19 protein-coding genes are annotated in these 21253 nt (G+C 57.0%); 17 read left to right on the plus strand and 2 right to left on the minus strand.

From position 1 onward, the window contains the following. Window positions 1-24: 24 nt before the first annotated feature. Both otsB and otsA read left to right on the plus strand, forming a co-directional pair. Entirely contained in the window at window positions 25-828 is an 804-nt protein-coding gene (otsB, locus tag APT89_RS02325; RefSeq protein ID WP_060571699.1) for a trehalose-phosphatase, read from the plus strand. Further along, entirely contained in the window at window positions 803-2227 is a 1425-nt protein-coding gene (otsA, locus tag APT89_RS02330) for an alpha,alpha-trehalose-phosphate synthase (protein ID WP_028013656.1), read from the plus strand. Before otsB ends, otsA begins: the two co-directional genes overlap by 26 nt. Window positions 2228-2242: 15 nt before the next feature. Here the strand turns inward: otsA and uspC are convergent, their stop codons facing one another. Further along, window positions 2243-2671, minus strand: a complete 429-nt coding sequence (gene uspC / locus APT89_RS02335) for a universal stress protein UspC (protein WP_047362802.1) — start codon at window positions 2669-2671, stop codon at window positions 2243-2245. Between the two features lie 795 nt (window positions 2672-3466). On the opposite strand from uspC, the gene flhD reads away from it, so the two are divergent. The 6 genes from flhD to cheW all read left to right on the plus strand — a co-directional run bounded on the left by flhD (window position 3467) and on the right by cheW (window position 8899). Then, window positions 3467-3817 carry a flagellar transcriptional regulator FlhD gene (gene flhD, locus APT89_RS02340; protein ID WP_028013654.1) on the plus strand — a complete coding sequence of 117 codons (351 nt, stop codon included), beginning with the start codon at window positions 3467-3469 and terminating at the stop codon, window positions 3815-3817. A gap of 2 nt (window positions 3818-3819) precedes the next feature. Then, the gene (gene flhC, locus APT89_RS02345; protein WP_013096051.1) at window positions 3820-4398 is read left to right on the plus strand and encodes a flagellar transcriptional regulator FlhC; all 579 of its coding nucleotides are present in this window, start codon (window positions 3820-3822) and stop codon (window positions 4396-4398) included. Window positions 4399-4521: 123 nt separating this feature from the next. Beyond that, window positions 4522-5409: a flagellar motor stator protein MotA gene (gene motA / locus APT89_RS02350; protein ID WP_008500417.1), complete on the plus strand. Its 888-nt coding sequence runs from the start codon at window positions 4522-4524 to the stop codon at window positions 5407-5409. Next, window positions 5406-6335, plus strand: a complete 930-nt coding sequence (motB, locus tag APT89_RS02355; protein WP_060571700.1) for a flagellar motor protein MotB — start codon at window positions 5406-5408, stop codon at window positions 6333-6335. Before motA ends, motB begins: the two co-directional genes overlap by 4 nt. 4 nt (window positions 6336-6339) lie before the next feature. After that, the gene (gene cheA / locus APT89_RS02360) at window positions 6340-8376 is read left to right on the plus strand and encodes a chemotaxis protein CheA (RefSeq protein ID WP_060571701.1); all 2037 of its coding nucleotides are present in this window, start codon (window positions 6340-6342) and stop codon (window positions 8374-8376) included. 19 nt (window positions 8377-8395) lie between these two features. After that, window positions 8396-8899 carry a chemotaxis protein CheW gene (gene cheW, locus APT89_RS02365; RefSeq protein WP_041909416.1) on the plus strand — a complete coding sequence of 168 codons (504 nt, stop codon included), beginning with the start codon at window positions 8396-8398 and terminating at the stop codon, window positions 8897-8899. A 95-nt stretch (window positions 8900-8994) separates the two neighbouring features. Here cheW and APT89_RS02370 read toward each other — a convergent pair whose 3' ends face one another. Beyond that, the gene (locus APT89_RS02370; RefSeq protein ID WP_041909418.1) at window positions 8995-10254 is read right to left on the minus strand and encodes a dicarboxylate/amino acid:cation symporter; all 1260 of its coding nucleotides are present in this window, start codon (window positions 10252-10254) and stop codon (window positions 8995-8997) included. Between the two features lie 432 nt (window positions 10255-10686). Between APT89_RS02370 and APT89_RS02375 the strand changes: the two genes are divergently transcribed. The 9 genes from APT89_RS02375 (at window position 10687) to APT89_RS02415 (ending at window position 21244) form a co-directional block, all read left to right on the plus strand. Then, window positions 10687-11259 carry a Csu type fimbrial protein gene (locus tag APT89_RS02375; protein WP_028013650.1) on the plus strand — a complete coding sequence of 191 codons (573 nt, stop codon included), beginning with the start codon at window positions 10687-10689 and terminating at the stop codon, window positions 11257-11259. Between the two features lie 8 nt (window positions 11260-11267). Then, window positions 11268-11816 (plus strand): Csu type fimbrial protein, encoded by a 549-nt coding sequence (locus APT89_RS02380; RefSeq protein ID WP_028013649.1) that lies wholly within the window; start codon window positions 11268-11270, stop codon window positions 11814-11816. Between the two features lie 17 nt (window positions 11817-11833). After that, a complete protein-coding gene (locus APT89_RS02385) occupies window positions 11834-12595 on the plus strand; it encodes a fimbrial biogenesis chaperone (protein ID WP_045260435.1) in 762 nt (253 codons plus the stop codon). After that, window positions 12571-14955 carry a fimbria/pilus outer membrane usher protein gene (locus APT89_RS02390; protein ID WP_047362801.1) on the plus strand — a complete coding sequence of 795 codons (2385 nt, stop codon included), beginning with the start codon at window positions 12571-12573 and terminating at the stop codon, window positions 14953-14955. Before APT89_RS02385 ends, APT89_RS02390 begins: the two co-directional genes overlap by 25 nt. Then, on the plus strand, window positions 14952-15914 hold the full coding sequence (locus APT89_RS02395) for a Csu type fimbrial protein (RefSeq protein WP_045631224.1): 963 nt from the start codon (window positions 14952-14954) through the stop codon (window positions 15912-15914). The genes APT89_RS02390 and APT89_RS02395 overlap by 4 nt, the downstream gene beginning before the upstream one ends. A gap of 84 nt (window positions 15915-15998) precedes the next feature. Further along, the gene (gene tar / locus APT89_RS02400) at window positions 15999-17666 is read left to right on the plus strand and encodes a methyl-accepting chemotaxis protein II (RefSeq protein WP_060571702.1); all 1668 of its coding nucleotides are present in this window, start codon (window positions 15999-16001) and stop codon (window positions 17664-17666) included. 44 nt (window positions 17667-17710) lie between these two features. Then, entirely contained in the window at window positions 17711-19312 is a 1602-nt protein-coding gene (tap, locus tag APT89_RS02405; protein WP_060571703.1) for a methyl-accepting chemotaxis protein IV, read from the plus strand. A 19-nt stretch (window positions 19313-19331) separates the two neighbouring features. Beyond that, complete coding sequence (cheR, locus tag APT89_RS02410; RefSeq protein ID WP_014884342.1) at window positions 19332-20198, plus strand: protein-glutamate O-methyltransferase CheR; 867 nt, start codon at window positions 19332-19334, stop codon at window positions 20196-20198. Beyond that, window positions 20195-21244, plus strand: coding sequence for a protein-glutamate methylesterase/protein-glutamine glutaminase (locus APT89_RS02415; RefSeq protein ID WP_014884341.1), 1050 nt, complete (start codon window positions 20195-20197; stop codon window positions 21242-21244). The genes cheR and APT89_RS02415 overlap by 4 nt, the downstream gene beginning before the upstream one ends. Window positions 21245-21253 lie beyond the last annotated feature (9 nt).

Raw genomic sequence — 21253 nt, forward strand, 5'->3', positions numbered from 1 at the left:
TCGTAAACCGTAAGGAGGATTAGGGTGGCTGACTTGTTAACCGCACCGCCTGTACTGCCCGGAAAATATGCTTTCTTTTTTGACCTCGACGGGACGCTCGCCGGGATCCAGCCGCATCCTGACGACGTGGTCGTACCGGATACGGTGCTAGAGAATTTGCAGCAGCTCTCTCGACTGAACGAGGGCGCATTGGCATTGATTTCAGGGCGCTCAATGGCCGAGCTGGACGTGCTCGCCAGTCCTTACCACTTTCCGCTGGCCGGTGTACACGGAGCGGAGCGCCGCGATATCCATGATCAACTGCATGTTGTATCACTCCCCGATACCTTAATTCAGGCGTTACATTCTGAACTCTCCTCGGCGCTGGCGTCGCTCCCGGGCACGGAACTGGAAGCGAAAGGCATGGCGTTCGCCTTGCACTATCGGCAGGCTCCGCATCACGAAGCGGCGATCTTTGCGATTGCCCGCAGCGTGGCCGATGCACATCCGCAGCTCGCGCTGCAGCCGGGGAAGTGCGTCGTTGAGATAAAACCTGAGGGCATCAATAAGGGGGCCGCTATTGCGGCGTTTATGGCGGAACCGCCATTTAAGGGACGTGCACCGGTATTTTTTGGCGATGACCTGACCGATGAGGCCGGTTTTCGCGTGGTGAAACAGGCCGGAGGGATCGCCGTCAAGGTAGGGCCTGGTGACACTGTCGCAGAGTGGCGTCTGGCGAATGTCGAGGCCGTCTGGCAGTGGATTTCTGATATCGCTAACCAGCAACAACAACAAATAGCGCAAAACAAAGGGGGAAACCATTATGGGTCGCTTAGTCGTCGTCTCTAACCGAATTGCACCGCCTGATGATAAAAAAGCCAGTGCAGGTGGCCTGGCGGTAGGGGTATTAGGTGCCTTAAAAGCTGCTGGCGGGCTGTGGTTTGGCTGGAGCGGTGAAATCAATGAACAAGAGAAACCGCTTAAAAAGGTGACGCGCGGGAACATTACGTGGGCATCATTTGCGCTCAAAGAGAAAGACTATGACGAGTATTACTCGCAGTTCTCCAATGCGGTCCTGTGGCCTGCGTTTCACTATCGTCTTGACCTGGTGAAATTCCAGCGTGAATCCTTCGAGGGCTACTCGCGGGTGAATGCGCTGCTGGCGGATAAACTGCTGCCTTTAATTGAGGAAGACGATATTTTATGGATCCACGATTATCATCTGCTCCCCTTCGCCAGAGAGCTGCGTAAAAGGGGAGTCAATAACCGGATTGGCTTCTTCCTGCATATTCCGTTCCCGACGCCGGAAATTTTCACCGCGCTGCCGCCGCATGAAGAACTGCTGGAGGCGCTGTGTGATTATGACCTGCTGGGCTTCCAGACCGAAAATGACCGTCTCGCGTTCCTGGACTCCGTGTCAGGCAAAACGCGCCTGGTAACCAACGGCGGCAAAACCCATACGGCGTGGGGAAAAACCTTCCACACCGAGGTCTATCCGATTGGTATTGAACCCGACGAAATTGCGGAACAGGCCTCGGGCCCGCTGCCGCCGAAGCTGGCCCAGCTTAAGAATGAACTCAAGCACGTGAAGAATATCTTCTCGGTAGAGCGTCTGGATTATTCCAAAGGGTTGCCGGAACGCTTCCTGGCGTATGAAACGCTGCTGGATAAATACCCTCAGCACCACGGTAAAATCCGCTATACCCAGATCGCGCCAACGTCGCGCGGGGAAGTGCAGGCCTATCAGGACATTCGTCATCAACTGGAGACAGAAGCAGGGCGCATCAACGGGCGTTACGGCCAGCTGGGCTGGACGCCGCTCTTTTATCTGAATCAGCATTTTGACCGTAAGATCCTGATGAAGGTTTTCCGCTACGCCGACGTTGGCCTGGTTACGCCGCTGCGTGACGGGATGAACCTGGTGGCAAAAGAGTACGTGGCGGCTCAGGACCCGGCGGATCCGGGCGTGCTGGTGCTTTCCCAGTTTGCCGGGGCAGCGAACGAACTGACCTCAGCGCTGCTCGTTAACCCTTACGATCGGGATGATGTGGCAAATGCCCTCAACCGCGCGCTGACCATGCCGCTGACGGAGCGAATTTCCCGCCATGCCGAAATGATGGAGACGATCCGGAATAACGATATAAATCACTGGCAGGCGCGTTTTATTCAGGATCTACGCGAAATAGCCCCGCAAAGTCACGAAGGCGATCTGCAAAAAAAGATCGCGACCTTCCCTAAACTCGCCTGATATTCCTCTGGGGGGTTAAGCCCCCCCAAGCGGCACTAACAGCACGTCAACCTGGCTTGAGGCGATAATAGATTTTGCCGCGCAGGTAGCCCTCGATATAAAGCTGTGGTTATGGTTCCCGCAAATCACTAAATCAATATTCTGCTTGCGGCACATATCAAGAATATGGGCATTCAGTTCCCCCGTCGCAATAACGGTTTCATCAATGGGGTACTCTGCTTTTTCGACAAGCTCTCGCAGAAACTGCTGCGTTTCCTCCTGCAAAACCTCACGAATATCTTCCAGCATCGGGGCCGCCAGTTGATTGTACATCTCGGGCTCGGCCGCGAGGGTAATGAGGCTGATGCGCGCATTATGCGGCCGGGCGATGGAAACGGCCCGGGCGACAAGCTGGTGGCTTTCGGGGGAAACGGCAACAGAAACAAGAAGATGGGAGTAACTCATGGCGCACTCCTTAGATGTCTGACAGACAGCGTTTCATCACCATTACCGCGAATTTCCTGGTTTCGCAAGACTTGAATACGACATTAGTGTGAAGCTTATCATAATTATTCATTAATTATTCTTATAAGAAGAATAACTGATAAATGCGCCTAAATGAAAAAAATTAACAACTTAACGTAAGTCACACAAATCTTCGCTTTCACTATTAAATCGTTCTAACAAGTTATAAACGCATTTCGAATGATCACGCAATGAAATGATTTTTTTGCCAGAAATGCATAACTCTATGTTTTATCGAAGTAATCAAAATGTGTCCCTGACGCATACGCGATGTAAACGATTGCTGATACTGCACGCACGGGTAAAAGCACATTGCGTGCCACTTATTCTCACGCTTATGCATGAGTATTCGTCGATTAAGAATACAAAACAGTGCCGATTGCTTAAAAAATGAGCAAATTAGAAGTCATACTGATGGATTTATGGGTAACATTCACTTAAATTGTGTGACGTGGATCACATTTTTTTTAAATTTGAGGGTGGCTGCATTGTATGTGTCAAATCTGGCGAGTAGAGTTTGCGTCGAATTAGGAAAAATCTTAGTTATTTGTAAGAAATGATAAAACCTGTAAGAGATGTAACCGCGTTGCATCCCTTACGCGTTTGGATGAATACAAACCTAGATTCAACTATGCATTTAGCCTTTTCTTTTTTATACCGGGTGATTTCCCGGCGACATCACGGGGTGCGGTCTTTCCGCATAAAAATAATAGTTGGTTATTCGGGATGGGAACAATGCATACATCCGAGTTGCTAAAACATATCTATGACATCAATTTGTCATATTTACTGCTCGCGCAGCGTTTAATTAGTCAGGACAAAGCGTCCGCGATGTTTCGTCTGGGTATTAACGAAGAAATGGCAACCATGCTGGGTGGATTAACCCTCCCGCAGATGGTAAAACTGGCGGAAACGAATCAACTGGTGTGCCAGTTCCGTTTTGATAATCCGCAGACGATAACGCGTCTGACGCAGGAATCCCGCGTGGACGATCTGCAACAGATCCATACCGGTATCCTGCTCTCCACTCGCTTGCTTAGCGACATCAGTCAGCCTGATGACGCAGCCCGTAAGAAAAGGGCCTAGCAATGAGCGAAAAAAGCATTGTTCAGGAAGCGCGTGACATACAGCTGGCCATGGAGCTGATTACGCTGGGTGCTCGTTTACAAATGCTGGAAAGCGAGACTCAGCTGAGCCGTGGTCGCCTCATCAAACTGTATAAAGAGTTACGCGGTAGTCCCCCGCCGAAAGGCATGCTGCCGTTTTCTACGGACTGGTTTATGACCTGGGAGCAGAACATCCACGCTTCCATGTTCTGTAATGCCTGGCAGTATCTTCTCAAAACCGGTTTGTGTAGCGGCGTAGACGCCGTGATCAAAGCGTACAAACTTTACCTTGAACAATGCCCACAGCAGGAAGAAGGCCCTCTGCTGGCGCTGACCCGCGCATGGACGCTGGTGCGTTTTGTTGAGAGCGGAATGCTTGAACTGTCGCGCTGCAATTGCTGCGACGGCAATTTTATTACCCATGCTCATCAGCCTGCAGGCAGCTTCGCCTGTAGTTTATGTCAGCCGCCGTCCCGCGCAGTAAAAAGACGTAAACTTTCCCGGGATGCTGCCGATATTATTCCACAACTGCTGGATGAACAGATCGAACAAGCTGTTTAACCCGAACGTGTGGGCAAGATTCCAGCAGCGGTAAGTCATTACCGCTGCTTTTTTTTACCCCGCAAACGGTAAACGCTGCGAGCTGGACGTCCTTGCCATAGTCACTAGCGGAAGGATGATGTCGTGCTTATCTTATTAGGTTACCTGGTAGTTCTCGGTACAGTTTTCGGCGGTTACATGATGACCGGCGGGCACCTTGGAGCACTCTATCAACCGGCTGAACTTATTATCATCGGCGGCGCAGGGGTAGGGGCTTTTATCGTTGGCAACAACGGTAAATCGATCAAGGGCACGTTGAAGGCAATTCCATTGCTGTTCCGTCGCTCGAAATACACCAAAAGCATGTATATGGATCTGCTGGCGCTGCTCTATCGCCTGATGGCGAAGTCGCGTCAGCAGGGGATGTTCTCGCTTGAACGGGATATCGAAAACCCGAAAGAGAGCGAAATTTTTGCCAGCTATCCGCGCATTCTGGCGGACGCCATGATGCTGGATTTCATCGTCGATTACCTGCGTCTCATCATCAGCGGCAACATGAATACCTTCGAAATCGAAGCGCTGATGGACGAAGAGATCGAAACCCACGAAAGCGAATCTGAAGTGCCGGCCAACAGCCTGGCGCTGGTGGGCGACTCCCTTCCGGCGTTTGGTATCGTGGCGGCGGTCATGGGGGTGGTACACGCCCTGGCCTCGGCGGACCGTCCGGCGGCTGAACTGGGCGCGCTGATTGCCCATGCGATGGTGGGCACCTTCCTCGGTATTTTGCTGGCTTATGGTTTTATCTCTCCGCTGGCAAGCGTGCTGCGCCAGAAAAGCGCGGAAACCACCAAAATGATGCAGTGCGTGAAGATCACGCTGCTCTCTAACCTCAACGGTTACGCGCCACCGATCGCGGTTGAATTTGGCCGTAAAACGCTTTACTCCAGCGAGCGTCCGTCGTTTATCGAGCTTGAAGAACACGTGCGCGCGGTGAAAAACCCAAACCAACAGACGACAACTGAGGACGCATGAAAAACCAGTCCCATCCGATCGTCATTGTCAAAAAACGCAAGCACAAGGGCGGCGGACACGGTTCCCACGGCTCCTGGAAAATCGCGTACGCCGACTTTATGACCGCAATGATGGCGTTCTTTCTGGTGATGTGGCTGATCTCTATCTCCAGCCCGAAGGAGCTTATCCAGATTGCCGAATATTTTCGTACCCCGCTGGCGACGGCGGTGACCGGTGGGCCGCGTATCTCTAACAGCGAAAGCCCGATCCCTGGCGGCGGCGATGATTACACTCAGCAGAAGGGTGAGGTGAAAAAAGAGCCGAACATCGACGAGCTGAAACGCAAGATGGAGCAGGCGCGTCTGAAAAAACTGCGTGGCGATCTCGACCAGCTGATTGAAGCGGATCCTAAACTGCGCGCTCTGCGGCCGCACCTGAAAATCGATCTGGTCCAGGAAGGGCTGCGTATTCAGATTATCGACAGTCAGAACCGCCCGATGTTTAAAACCGGGAGTGCGGAAGTTGAGCCGTACATGCGCGATATTTTACGCGCCATTGCGCCGGTGCTGAACGGTATTCCTAACCGAATCAGCCTGTCGGGCCACACGGATGACTTCCCGTACGCCAGTGGGGAGAAGGGATACAGCAACTGGGAGCTTTCTGCCGATCGTGCCAACGCCTCGCGTCGCGAGCTGGTGGCAGGTGGGCTTGATGATGGCAAGGTACTGCGCGTGGTCGGCATGGCAGCAACCATGCGGGTCTCCGACCGCGGGCCGGATGACGCCATCAACCGTCGTATCAGTCTTTTAGTGCTGAACCAGCAGGCGGAGCAGGCCATCCTGCACGAAAACGCCGAAAGTCAGAATGAGTCACTGGACGATTTAAAACAGCCTGGGGCCATCCCTGCGGCTGCCGTTCCAACATCGCCACCAGCCAATCCGAGGTGATAGCGTGAGCATGGATATTAGCGATTTTTACCAGACATTCTTTGATGAAGCCGACGAACTGTTGGCGGATATGGAGCAACATTTGCTCGATCTGGTGCCCGAAGCACCGGACTCCGAGCAGCTCAATGCCATCTTCCGCGCGGCGCATTCTATTAAAGGCGGAGCCGGAACGTTTGGATTTACCATCCTGCAGGAAACGACCCATTTAATGGAAAACCTGCTTGATGAAGCACGACGCGGTGAGATGCAGCTCAATACCGACATTATCAACCTGTTTTTGGAAACCAAAGATATTATGCAGGAACAGCTCGACGCCTATAAAAGTTCGGCAGAGCCTGATGCCGCCAGCTTTGAATACATCTGCAATGCGCTGCGCCAGCTCGCCCTGGAAGCAAAAGGTGAGGTCGCTGCAGCCGTTGTCCCTGCGGCAAAGCTGAGCGTTGTCGATGCGGTTGCTGCTGAAGAGGCCGCGCCAGCCGCTGCGCAAGCGGGCAAGCTGCGCGTTGTGCTGTCACGCCTGAAAGAGAGCGAAGTTAACCTGCTGGAAGAAGAGCTGGGTAACCTGGCGAAATTAAGTAACGTAGTGAAAGGCAAAGACAGCCTCGCAGCGACCCTCGATGACGGTATCAGTCAGGACGATATCGTGGCGGTGCTGTGCTTTGTCATTGAAGCCGATCAAATCGCCTTCGAAACCGAAACTGTCGCGGTTGACGCCCCTGCGGCTGCGGAAGAGGTGGCTGTTGTCGCCCAGGCCGCCGCACCGGCTGTGGCCCCAGCGGCCCCGGTGCTGAAGGCGGTGCCAAAAGAGGCCGCGGCGCCTGGCCGTGGTGAAAAACCGGCCGCGCGCTCCAGTGAGTCCACCAGCATTCGCGTTGCCGTTGAGAAGGTTGACCAGCTGATTAACCTGGTTGGCGAACTGGTGATCACCCAGTCCATGCTGGCGCAGCGTTCTAACGAACTGGACCCGGTCACGCACGGCGATCTGATCACCAGCATGGGCCAGCTGCAGCGTAATGCCCGCGACCTGCAGGAATCGGTCATGTCCATCCGCATGATGCCGATGGAATATGTCTTTAGCCGCTTCCCGCGCCTGGTGCGCGACCTTGCCAGCAAGCTGAATAAGCAGATTGAACTGACCCTGATGGGCAGCTCAACGGAGCTGGATAAGAGCCTGATCGAGCGCATCATCGACCCGTTAACGCACCTGGTGCGTAACAGCCTCGACCACGGTATTGAACTGCCGGAAAACCGCATTGCCGCCGGGAAATCTCCGGTCGGGAATCTGATCCTCTCTGCGGAACATCAGGGCGGGAACATCTGCATCGAAGTGACCGACGACGGCGCGGGCCTTAACCGCGAGCGCATCCTGGCGAAAGCCATTTCACAGGGGATGGCGGTGAATGAAAACATGACCGATGAAGAAGTGGGCATGCTGATCTTCGCGCCGGGCTTCTCGACCGCCGAGCAGGTGACGGACGTTTCCGGACGCGGCGTCGGCATGGACGTGGTGAAACGTAACATTCAGGAGATGGGCGGCCACGTTGAGATCCAGTCTAAACAGGGCTCCGGCACCACCATCCGCATCCTGCTCCCGCTGACGCTGGCGATCCTCGACGGCATGTCGGTCAAAGTCGCGGACGAAGTCTTCATTCTGCCGCTGAACGCGGTGATGGAATCCCTCCAGCCGCGTGAAGAAGATCTGCATCCGCTGGCGGGCGGCGAGCGCGTTCTCGAAGTGCGCGGTGAGTACCTGCCGCTGGTTGAGCTGTGGAAAGTGTTCGAAGTGGACGGGGCGAAGACCGAGGCCACGCAGGGTATCGTGGTGATCCTGCAAAGCGCGGGCCGTCGCTACGCGCTGCTGGTCGATCAGCTGATTGGTCAGCACCAGGTGGTGGTGAAGAACCTCGAAAGCAACTACCGCAAGGTGCCGGGTATTTCTGCTGCCACCATTCTGGGGGATGGTAGCGTGGCGCTGATCGTCGACGTGTCGGCGCTTCAGGGATTAAATCGTGAACAACGTGTGGCGTACACAGCCGCCTGATTAAGTAGAAGGTAATAACATGACCGGTATGAGTAATGTAACGAAACTGGCGGGCGAGCCATCAGGGCAGGAGTTCCTGGTATTCACTTTGGGCGATGAGGAGTACGGCATCGATATCCTGAAAGTGCAGGAAATTCGTGGTTACGACCAGGTTACCCGCATCGCTAACACGCCAGCGTTTATTAAAGGCGTCACCAACCTGCGCGGCGTGATTGTGCCAATCGTGGATCTGCGCGTGAAGTTCAGCCAGGGTGACGTTGACTACAACGACAATACCGTCGTGATCGTCCTCAACCTGGGACAGCGCGTGGTGGGTATCGTGGTGGATGGCGTATCTGACGTGCTTTCCCTGACCTCTGACCAGATTCGTCCTGCGCCGGAGTTTGCGGTCACGCTGTCGACCGAATACCTGACCGGCCTGGGGGCGCTCGGCGAGCGTATGCTGATTCTGGTGAACATCGAAAAGCTGCTGAACAGCGAAGAGATGGCGCTGCTGGATATCGCCGCGAGTCACGTAGCCTAAAACAAAGCCGGGTGGCGCTGACGCTTACCCGGCCTACGTGTCGAGCCATTTGTAGGCCGGGTAAGGCGAAGCCGCCACCCGGCTTTTTCATACCCTTACGCTTCCTGCTTTACCAGCTCAGCGTCCGCTTCCCGCGCACCTTCATTCTGCGACAGCATCGCGGTCGCAATGCCGTTCCCCAGCACGTTAATCGCGGAACGCCCCATATCCAGGAAGTGGTCGATACCCATCAGCAGCAGGATCCCCGCCACCGGAATGTTAAAGCTCGGGATCGTCGCGGCCAGCACCACCAGCGAAGAACGCGGCACGCCCGCAATGCCTTTCGACGCCAGCATCAGGGTCAGCATGAGCACCGTCACCTCAGAGAAGCTCAGGTGAATGTTGTACGCCTGCGCAATAAACATCGAGGCAAACGAGCAGTACACCATCGACCCCACGAGGTTGAAGGAGTAGCCAATCGGCAGAACGAAAGAGGCGATATTGCGCGAGCAGCCAAAGCGCTCCAGCTGCTCCAGCGTTTTAGGGTAGGCCGCTTCAGAACTGCTGGTGGTGAATGCGACCAGCACCGGATCTTTCAGCATGCTGACCAGGCGAAACACCTCTTTTTTCAGCACCATGTAACCCACGGCCAGCAGCACCATGCAGGTAAGAAGAATGGCAACGTAGTAGCCGCCAATAAAGGAGGCGTAGTTCAACAGGATGCCCAGACCCTGCGTGGCAATGACGGAGGAGATCGCCGCGAAGATGGCCAGCGGCGCAACGTACATCACGTACCCCGTTACCTTCAGCATGATATGGGAAACCACATCCAGTGCGGCCACCAGCGGCGCGTTGAATTTCTGCCCCAGCGACGCGCCGCCGATGCCGAAGAACATCGAGAACACCACAATCTGCAGGATTTCATTGTTCGACATCGCCCCCGCGATGCTGGTGGGAATGGTGTGAGACAGGAACGCTTTCAACGTCATCCCGCCCACGGCCAGACCGGTATCCACCGCCTCGGTTGGAATAGTCAGGTTCAGGCCGCTTCCCGGACGCTCCAGCGTGACGATAAACAGACCGACCAGAATAGAAAGCACGGATGAGCTGATAAACCATACCATCGCTTTGCCGCCCACCCGGCCTATGGTGGAGGTTTCTCCGAGCTTCATAATGCCCACGGTCAGCGTGCTGAAGACCAGCGGCGCAATAACCATTTTGATCAGACGGAGGAAAATATCGGTCAGAAGGGTAATATTATCCGACCAGGCTTTGATGGCATCCGCAGATGCGTACTCGTGAATTGCCGCCCCTGAAAGAATACCCGCCAGCATGAATATCACGATGAAGAGTGTAAGTTTGTTTGCACTTGCCACGAAAAAAGACCCTCTATGCACTATCAGATGTCGCCCGCGCCGATACATATAAATTTTTTATTACTGCGCGGGAAAATATTCGGCACATAAATTGACGCAAAGCGTAGGGGGTTACAACAAGTTTTTAAGTTTTATTGATTTTGTTGTTGGTGGCATAACGATATATTGTGATGGTGATCACACTATAAGGGATATATTCTCTTCTAAAAAAAATAAAAATGCGGCCAAAATAATTTTAATTCATTGTTATTTATAAGAATATTAAGTCAATAGGACTCAAGGATTATGCGTTTTGGGGCGGGTGGTGGAAGCGATATCCGTAAACTAAATTCTCATTAACCCCTCTCAGAGGAACCTTAAGCGGGGCTAACATCTTGAACAGCATAAATAAAATGTGGCAAGGGAACGCGTTTGACTTCCGGAGGGTGGAAAATGAAAAGAAAACGCCTTTTAATCTGCGCTGGCGCGTTACTGGCGGCGACAACGGTACATCCTGCGCTGGCCGTGACCAGCAGCGGCACCATCGGTGCGACGCTGACCCTCACAAACGGGTGTCTGATTAACGGATCGCCCACGCAAAATGGTATTAACTTCGGGACCCTCGATTTTGGTACCCATCCCGCCACGTTTTCCACGCTGACCACCCAGCTCACCGGCGCCAGCGGCGGGAATACGTTCACCATTCAGTGCACCACCGCCAGCTATACGGTGGCGATCACCGGCAACACTAACTCCACCGCACCCGGTACCGTGGTCGGCACGCCGGGCACGCCTGCGCGCTATCTGATCAATACCGCCAATGCGGCGCAGGGCGTGGCTTACAGTCTGTACAGTGACAGCGGATTTAACAACGTCATCGCCAACAACGCGGCGCTGCCGGTCGCGTCGACGGCGGGCGGGGTCAACAGCTACACCCTTTACGGGCGCATCACCGGCGGTGGTAACAGCGTCACGGTTGTGCCGGGCACTTATACCGACACGATCAACGTCAGCGTCACCTACTAGCTCCAGCCATGAAGGCCTCCTTTTTAAGTCTGCGCGCTTGCGCAGAGGGGATCGTGCAGCCTTTTTTTGCGCTAGCGCTGGGGCTGACCCTGGTTTCCGGGGCCGGCGCGGTGACGTCGCAGTCGTTTAAGGTGAGCGCGACCGTCGTGCCGGGATGTTCTGTCACGACGGGGACCGGCGGGATCTTCGGGACGCTGGATTTTGGGACCCATACCGGCGTGGAGAGTGCCCCGGTCAGCACCAGCTTTGTGCCCAACGGGGCGCTGTCCATCGCCTGCACGCCGGGCGTGGCGCTGAGCATGAGCATCAACGGCGGGCAAAACTACGCCTCGGTGCGCCGCATGACGCGTTCAGGCGGCACCGACGTGGTGGGCTACCGGCTTTACAGCAGCAGTTCACTGGCGGCGAACAGTGAGATTGGGGTCAACCAGGCCATCCCGGTGACCTACACCAACAGCAACAATATTGCACTACCACTTTTTGGCGTAGCGCTGCTGACGGGATTTAGCCCGGCAGGCACCTATTCCGATCAGCTCACCGTGACCTTGTCATGGTGAAAAAGGGAGAACATTCGATGAAGCCACTATTCAGGCATTGGTACCTGGTGAGTATGTTGGGCGTGACCGCCATGGCGGCAGGACAGGCGCAGGCGGCGGCGACCATTCTGTTATGGCCCATCGATCCGTGGCTGTCGGCCGACAGCAAAGCGACTGAATTGTGGATCCAGAATCAGGGAAACAGTGCTACAACGATGCAGGTGCGCATTGTGCGCTGGAAGCAGGAGGGGGGCTTTGAGCGCTATACCGCCCAGCAGGACGTGGTCGCCAGCCCGCCCATCGTCACCATCGGCAAAGGCAGTAAACAGCTGATCCGCCTGATCAAACAGGGTACGGTTCCGATGGGCGTTGAACAAGCCTATCGCATTATCGTGGATGAAATTCCCCAGCCGGACGCGAAGGCCGACCCCGCCATCGGCCTTAAACTGCAGATGCGCTATTCCATACCCCTGTTCGTTTACGGACAGGGGATACCGACAATAAAAGAGGGGGCGCATCATGCCCTCGTGGATACCCGTAACCTGAGCTGGCGCGTCACGCAGGTGGCGGGCCAGCCTGCCATTGAAGTCCGCAATCAGGGCGATGTTCACGTCAGGCTCAGCCAGGTGGCGCTGGAGCAGGGGGGACAAAAGCGCATGATTGCGGATGGCCTGCTGGGCTATGTGCTGCCGGGCAGCACCCGCAGCTGGCCGATTCCGGCCGGGATCCGCCAGCCCAGCCAGATCAGCGCGCAGATAAATGCCAGGGATGCACAATGGCAGTCGACGCCCGTCAACTGAAGCCCGCAATGATGATCCTGCTTTGCGTGAGTACCAGTACCTGGGCCGAACCGGGTGATGACAGCTTACCGCCGCCGCCGCAAGCGCAGGCGATAAGCGGGGAGGCGGTTTTCCAGCTCGCCCTGGTACTGAACCACTACGACACCGGGCTGGTGGTTCCCGTGACGCAACGCGACGGCGCTTACTATATCTCCAGCGCCGATTTGCTGCGCGCCGGGCTTCCGCCTGAACATGTGCCCAACGGCGACGTCAATCTCAGCACGCTTCCGGCGGTGCGGGTGGAGTACGACAGTCCCGCCCAGCGTCTGCTGCTGACCGTGCCCCGTGAGTGGATAACCTCCCGCGTCACCCCGTTTGGCGGCCAGCCGACGCAGAGTAAGCCTCACTATGGCAGAGGCGCGCTGCTCAATTACGATTTTTATACCAACCATACCGAGCACGTCGGCGGGCAGGCCTCGCTCTGGCATGAATTCCGCTACTTCAATGAAAACGGTTCATTCTCCTCCACCGGCTACGCCCGCGAAAATTTCACCGGCAACGACGGTCAGCAGGAGGGCTATGTCCGCTATGACACCACCCTGCTGGTGACCAACGAGGAGGACGCCACCACCTGGACCGCCGGGGATGTCATCAGCGATGCCCTGAGCTGGAGCAGCAGCGTCCGCATGGGCGGGATCAGCTATGGGCGTGATTTCTCCCTGCGTCCGGACCTGGTGACCTGGCCGCTGCCGGAATTTTCAGGTGAAGCGGCGGTGCCGACCTCGGTCGACCTCTTCATCAACGGCTACCGCTCCGGGTCCACGCAGCTGCAGCCCGGGCCGTTCACCCTGACGAACCTGCCCTACATTAACGGCGCCGGGGATGCGGTGCTGGTCACCACCGATGCGCTGGGGCGCCAGGTGAGTACCACGCTGCCGTTTTACGTCACCAGCGATCTGCTGAAAGAAGGGCTGAGCGATGGGGCCGTTACCCTGGGGAGCCTGCGGCGCAACTACGGCATTAAGAATTTTGACTACGGCCCGGCGGCGGGGAGCGGATCGTATCGCTACGGCCTGACGGACTGGCTGACGCTGGAGGGGCACGCCGAAGGCGCGGAGGAACTGGCGCTCGCCGGTGCGGGGACGGTGGTCAAGCTGGGGCGTTTTGGCGTGGTAAATACCTCGTACAGCCAGAGCCGGATGCGCGGAGATGACGGCGGGCAAATCAACTGGGGCTACCAGTACAGCACCAGCGAGTTCAGCCTCGCCACCCAGCATACCCGCCGCGATCGCGGCTTTGGTAACCTGGCCCTGTATGACCAGCCGACGGTGTACGACGAAAATGACCGCCCCATCGCCAGCTTTAGCCGCAATACCGATCAATATTCCCTGACCTTCAACCTGGGGGAATACGGCAACATCGGGGCGGCCTGGATCGGCGTGGAGAGCTTTGACAGCCAGAAAACCGAGCTGCTTAACCTCTCCTGGAGCCGAAATCTGTGGGGCTCCAGCAGCATTTACCTCGCCGCCAGCCGGGACCAGCAGCGGGGCGACTGGACGGTCGCGATGTCATTCCAGGTGCCGCTGGGCGAACGCGACAGCGCGGCGCTCACCGTGGAAAATACCCCGGATGCAGGCAGCACGCAGCGCATCAACTACAACCACTCGATGCCCTCCGACGGCGGCTTCAGCTGGAATATGGCGTGGGCGAACCAGTCGCGATCGAATAACTACCAGCAGGGAACGGTGGGCTGGCGCAATAACAATATCGAGCTGCAGGGGGGCGGGTACGGCGAGAAGGGCATGATGACCTGGTGGAGCGAAGCGATGGGCTCCCTGGTGCTGATGGACGGCGAACTGTTTGCGGCAAACAAAATCAACGATGCGTTTGTGGTCATCAGCACCGATGGCCAGCCGGATGTCCCCGTCAGCTATGAAAACCAGCCGGTTGGTAAAACCAACCGCAACGGGTATCTGCTGGTGAGCGGCGTCTCGGCCTATTACCCGGCAAGCTACAGTATTAATACCCTGAACCTGCCTGCCGACACCCGGCTGAAAGAGACCGAGCGGCGGGTGGCGATCCGCCGCCACAGCGGTTATCTGGTGGATTTCCCGATGGAACAGGAGCGGGTAGCGAGCGTCATCCTGCACGACGCGCAGGGGGAGGCCATTCCGGTGGGAAGCCAGGTTCGACGCGCCTCGCGCAGCAATGCGGTGGTGGGATATGACGGGATTGCCTGGCTGGAAAACCTCAGCGACGTCAATCTGCTCGACGTCACGACGCCGACAGGCAAACGCTGCAGGGCAACGCTGACCATCGGCGCGAACCCGGACCACAGGCTGCAAACCTACGGCCCGCTGGTCTGCCGGGAGGGGCCATGAAGCGCTGGGTGATGTTGCTCCTGCTGCTGCTCTCCGGCGGCAGCTGGGCGGCCTGTACCGTCAGCACGGTCAATGCGTCGTTCGGCAGCGTCACGTCGTTTGCGCTGAGCGGCTCCGGGGAGGTGGAGACCACCGGCACGCTGGTGGTGGCGTGTGATGCGATACTCAACCTGCTGACGAACGACTCGGTGACGCTGAACTACACCGCAGCAACGATATCGGCCAACAGTCGTGCGACCCTGAAACGCACCGATAATGCCGCCATCACGGACGTGATCCCCACCCGGCTGTGTGGACTTTCGGGTTGCGCGAGCAGCAGTGAGGTACAGATAAGTAAATCGTATACCTGGAGCGGAAATACCTTGCTGGGATTGCTCGGGTCAAAGCAGTACAACATTCCGCTCTATTTCCGCACCGTCGCCGGACAAAACGTCTCTGCCGGGCCGTATCAGGTGCAGTTAACCTTCAGCGTTAACTACAGCGTCTGTTCCGTGGGGGCGCTCGGTATTTGCACCATCAATCAAACGGGAACCGCGACGACCAGTATTCTGCTTAACCTGACCGTCACCAACGACTGCAGCGCCATGACCACGCCGGACGTCAACTTTAGCAGTGCGCCGCTGGTGCAAAATTTCCCCACGGTCTCGCAGGCGATTGCCGTCACCTGTACCAAAGGCAGTACCTATACCATCGGGATTAACAATGGTGCCAACGCGCTGAATAATGTGCGCCGGATGGTGAGCGGCAGTAACTACCTGAGTTATGACATCTATAAAGAAGCCACGACTAACCGCTGGGGCAGCAGCGGCAGCGAACGCTGGACCAGCGCGACCTCCTCGCTGGTCAGCGCCGACGGCCTGCTGCGTACCTATAACTACACCGCCAAAGTTCTGACCAGTCAGGCCACGCCGCCCGCCGGCACCTACACCGATACGCTGATTGTTGACGTCGCGTTTTAACCCCGCGCTTTTCCCTTTCGCAAATGTAAAGTTCCTGTGGCCTGTGCCGATAACACCGTTAATAAATCTATGAGAAGGTGTTGTATGTTGAACCGTATCCGCGTTGTCACAATGCTAATGATGGTGCTGGTCATTTTCGCACTACTTCAGCTTATCTCCGGCGGGCTTTTTTTCTCGTCGTTAAAACAGAACCAGGACAGCTTCGCCGCCTCGAACGATCTCCGCCTGCAGCAGAGTGAGCTCACGTCGACGTGGGATCTGATGCTGCAAACGCGCATCAACCTGAGCCGCTCGTCCGCGCGCATGATGATGGATCCGAACAATCAGCAGAGCAGCGCGAAAACCGATCTGCTAAAAAATGCCCGGGCCACGCTGGCCGACGCGGCTAAACACTACGCCGCCTTCAGGCAAATCGCACCGCAGCCTGCTATGGCGCAGGTGAGCCAGAACATTGATGAAAAATACAGCGCCTACTATGCCGGGCTGACTGAGCTGATCCAGTTCCTGGAGAGCGGCAACATGGATGCCTACTTCGCACAGCCGACGCAAGGGATGCAAAACGCACTCGGCGCGGCGCTGGGGGAATACGCGAAGGCCAGCGGGGATCTGTATCACTCGGCCTTTACTGAAAGCCAGAATGACTACCGCTTTGCGAAATGGCAGATGGCGGTGTTGGCCCTGGCGCTGGTCATTGTGCTGTTCGCTGTGTGGTACGGCATTCGCCACATCCTGCTGAACCCTCTCGGCCGCGTGATTGCCCATATTCGCGAGATTGCCTCTGGCGATCTGACCAAAACGCTGACCGTTTCCGGACGCAACGAGATCACCGAGCTGGCCAACAGCGTCGACCACATGCAGCGTTCATTGATCGAGACCGTCGCCAACGTGCGTAACGGATCCGAGGCGATCTATACCGGCACCAGCGAAATCGCGATGGGGAATAACGATCTCTCATCCCGTACCGAGCAGCAGGCGTCGGCGCTGGAAGAGACGGCCGCCAGCATGGAGCAGCTCACCGCAACCGTGAAGCAGAACGCCGATAACGCCCGCCAGGCGTCTCAGCTGGCGGAAAGCGCCTCCGAAACCGCGCAGCGCGGCGGTCGCGTGGTGGATGGCGTGGTGAAAACCATGCACGAAATCGCCGACAGCTCGAAGAAAATCGCCGACATCATCAGCGTCATTGACGGCATTGCCTTCCAGACCAACATCCTCGCGCTCAACGCCGCCGTGGAAGCGGCGCGCGCGGGCGAGCAGGGGCGCGGCTTTGGGGTGGTGGCCGGGGAAGTGCGCAACCTTGCCAGCCGCAGCGCCAACGCGGCAAAAGAGATTAAATCCCTGATTGAAGACTCCGTCTCTCGCGTGGATACCGGCTCTGTGCTGGTGGAGAGTGCCGGGGAGACCATGAATGACATCGTGAATGCCGTTACCCGCGTGACGGACATCATGGGTGAAATCGCCTCTGCGTCCGATGAGCAGAGTCGTGGTATCGACCAGGTTGCCCTGGCGGTATCGGAAATGGACCGCGTGACACAGCAAAACGCAGCGCTGGTGCAGGAGTCCGCTGCGGCGGCCGCTGCGCTGGAAGACCAGGCGAGCCGTCTGAAGATGGCCGTCTCGGCGTTTCGTCTCGCTTCACTCGCTGGAAATACGGTCACTGCGCAAGCTACGTACCGCGCGCCAGCCGCCGACACGGCGGTCACCCGCACGCGTGCTGCAACGACCGGACAAGATGAAAACTGGGAAACATTTTGACTGACAATTAAACCGCGGCTGCTTGCCGCTTGATGGGAGCGTGGATGTTAAATCGTATTCGTATCTCGACCACACTGTTTTTGATTCTGATCCTTTGCGGTGTGTTGCAGGTTGGCAGTAACGGGTTGTCTTTTTGGGCGTTTCGCGATGGCTATCAGAATTTGCAGGACGTTGAGGCGAGTAATCAGCAGCGCTCCGCACTGGCACAAACGCGTGCCGTGCTGTTGCAGGCAAGCACTGCGCTGAACAAGGCAGGAACCTTAACCGCGCTCAGCTATCCGCCGGATGACATTAAGGCGCTGATGGCAACGGCGCGCGACAGCCTGAAGCAGGCAGATGCACAGTTTAAGGCCTTCACGGCGCAGGCGGCCGACGGCGAGAAAGAGAAAGCGCTGAAGGCGGCCATGAAAAAGAACTTTGAGCAGTGGTACAGCGATCTGGACCACCAGGCGACCTGGCTTGAGAACAACCAGCTTTCGGACTTCATGACCGCTCCGGTCCAGGCGTCTCAGGCGGCGTTTGACGGCAGCTTTGACGCGTGGCAGCAGGAAATCAATCAGTCTGTTCTGCGCGCCGGTGAAGCAAGCCGCACCAGCTATCACATGTCCGGCGTTATCTTTGCCGTCGTTGTGATTCTGGCGGGGCTGCTGACCGGCGGGGCGCTGCTCTGGGCGCGCAGAATGATTGTGCAGCCGCTGGCGATTATCAGCAGCCACTTCGAAAGTATTGCGAAGGGGGATCTGGCGCGTCCGGTGGCGGTGTTCGGCAAGAACGAAATTTCGGCAATTTTTGCCAGCCTGAAGGCAATGCAGGGATCGCTGCGGGAAACGGTATCCGACGTGCGTCAGGGCAGTTATGCCATGCACACCGGGATCTCAGAGATTGCGGCGGGTAACAACGATCTCTCGTCCCGCACCGAGCAGCAGGCGGCCTCGCTGGCGCAGACGGCAGCCAGTATGGAGCAGCTGACCGCGACGGTAAGCCAGAACGCCGATAACGCGCGTCAGGCGTCTGACCTGTCAAAACAGGCGGCGATGACGGCGAAGAAGGGCGGCGACCAGGCATCTCATGTCGCCAGCACCATGCAGGAGATTGCCACCAGTTCGCAGAAAATTGGCGACATCATCAGCGTGATTGACGGTATTGCGTTTCAGACCAACATCCTGGCGCTGAACGCCGCCGTGGAAGCGGCGCGCGCCGGCGAGCAGGGACGTGGGTTTGCGGTGGTGGCAGGTGAAGTGCGAAACCTGGCGAGCCGCAGCGCCAACGCGGCGAAAGAGATTAAGTCCCTCATTGAAGAGTCGGTCTCTCGCGTCCAGCAGGGGTCTGCCCTGGTGGATACGGCGGCGCATACCATGCACGAGATCGTCACCTCAGTGACGCGGGTTAACGACATCATGGGCGAAATTGCCTCGGCGTCGGACGAACAGCGTCGCGGGATAGAGCAGGTGGCTCAGGCCGTTAGCCAGATGGATCAGGTGACGCAACAGAATGCCTCGTTAGTTGAGGAAGCGGCAGCGGCAACCGATCAGCTGGCCAGCCAGGCGGATCGTCTCACCGGGCTGGTCGCGGTATTTAATGTGAAAGAGCACGTTGAAGCAGTAACAGAAGTCGGGCGGTCGCAGGCCGTGCCAGTTGTATCCTGAATGTAATTAAGAAGGCGCTATGACATCACCAATGCCCCCTGGGCAAACGTCATTATTGTTGCAGATGACACAGCGCCTCGCGCTGTCCGACGCGCATTTTCGTCGGATATGTCAGTTAATCTACCAGCGTGCGGGGATCGTGCTTGCGGATCATAAGCGGGACATGGTCTACAACCGACTGGTGCGGCGCTTGCGTACGCTGGGGCTGGATGATTTTGGCCGCTATCTGAGCATGCTCGAAGCGAACCAGAACAGCGCGGAGTGGCAGGCTTTTATTAACTCACTCACGACCAACCTGACGGCCTTTTTCCGTGAAGCCCACCACTTTCCGGTTCTGGCCGAGCACGCGCGCCGTCGCACCGGGGAGTATCGCGTATGGAGTGCGGCCGCCTCAACGGGTGAAGAGCCGTACTCGCTGGCGATCACCCTTGCAGACACGCTGGGCATGGCGCCGGGACGCTGGAAAGTCTACGCCAGCGATATCGACACCGAGGTGCTGGAGAAGGCGCGTAACGGCGTGTATCGCCAGGACGAGCTGAAAACGCTGTCGCCGCAGCAGCTGCAGCGTTACTTCATGCGCGGTACGGGGCCGCATGAAGGCCTGGTTCGCGTACGCCAGGAGCTGGCGAACTGCGTCGAATTCGCGCCCGTTAACCTGCTCGATAAGCAGTACAACGTGCCGGGGCCTTTCGACGCCATTTTTTGCCGCAACGTCATGATCTATTTTGATAAAACGACGCAACAGGACATTCTGCGTCGGTTTGTTCCGTTGCTCAAGCCTGACGGTTTACTGTTTGCCGGGCATTCGGAAAACTTCAGCAACCTCGCGCGTGAGTTTAGCCTGCGTGGGCAAACGGTATATGCGCTGAGTAAGGAAAAAGCATGAGTAAAATCAGGGTATTGTCTGTCGATGATTCAGCGCTGATGCGTCAGATCATGACTGAAATCATCAATAGCCACAGCGACATGGAGATGGTGGCCACTGCGCCGGATCCGCTGGTAGCGCGGGATTTAATTAAAAAATATAACCCCGACGTGCTAACGCTGGATGTCGAGATGCCGCGCATGGATGGCATAGATTTCCTTGAGAAATTGATGCGCCTGCGTCCCATGCCGGTGGTGATGGTCTCCTCCCTGACCGGGAAAGGTTCGGAAATCACTCTGCGCGCGCTGGAGCTGGGGGCGGTGGATTTTGTCACCAAACCGCAGCTCGGCATTCGCGAGGGGATGCTGGCGTACAGCGAGATGATCGCCGAGAAAATTCGCACCGCCTCGCGCGCGAAGCTCGCGGCCCACAAGCCGATGGCCGCGCCGGCAACCCTGAAGGCCGGACCGTTACTCAGCTCGGAAAAACTGCTGGTTATTGGGGCGTCAACCGGAGGAACAGAGGCAATTCGCCATGTACTCCAGCCATTGCCGCTTTCAAGTCCGGGTATTCTGATCACTCAGCATATGCCGCCTGGCTTTACCCGCTCCTTCGCCGAACGTCTGAACAAGCTGTGCCAGATCAGCGTGAAAGAGGCGGAAGACGGCGAGCGCGTGCTGCCGGGACATGCGTATATCGCGCCGGGGGACAAGCATATGGAGCTGGCGCGCAGCGGCGCTAACTATCAAATCAAAATTCATGACGGACCGCCGGTTAACCGGCACCGTCCGTCGGTGGATGTGCTGTTTCATTCGGTGGCGAAACATGCGGGGCGCAACGCCGTTGGGGTGATCCTGACGGGGATGGGCAACGACGGTGCCGCCGGAATGCTTGCAATGCACCAGGCTGGCGCCTGGACGATTGCGCAGAATGAAGCAAGTTGTGTGGTGTTCGGCATGCCGCGCGAGGCCATCAATATGGGTGGCGTGAGCGAAGTGGTCGATCTTAGCCAGGTAAGCCAGCAGATGCTGGCGAAAATCAGTGCCGGACAGGCAATACGTATTTGACTCAGGAGT

Origin of the sequence: Enterobacter sp. 50588862 (genome assembly GCF_001462935.1) — a bacterium.
In the GTDB taxonomy this organism is placed as follows: domain Bacteria; phylum Pseudomonadota; class Gammaproteobacteria; order Enterobacterales; family Enterobacteriaceae; genus Enterobacter; species Enterobacter bugandensis.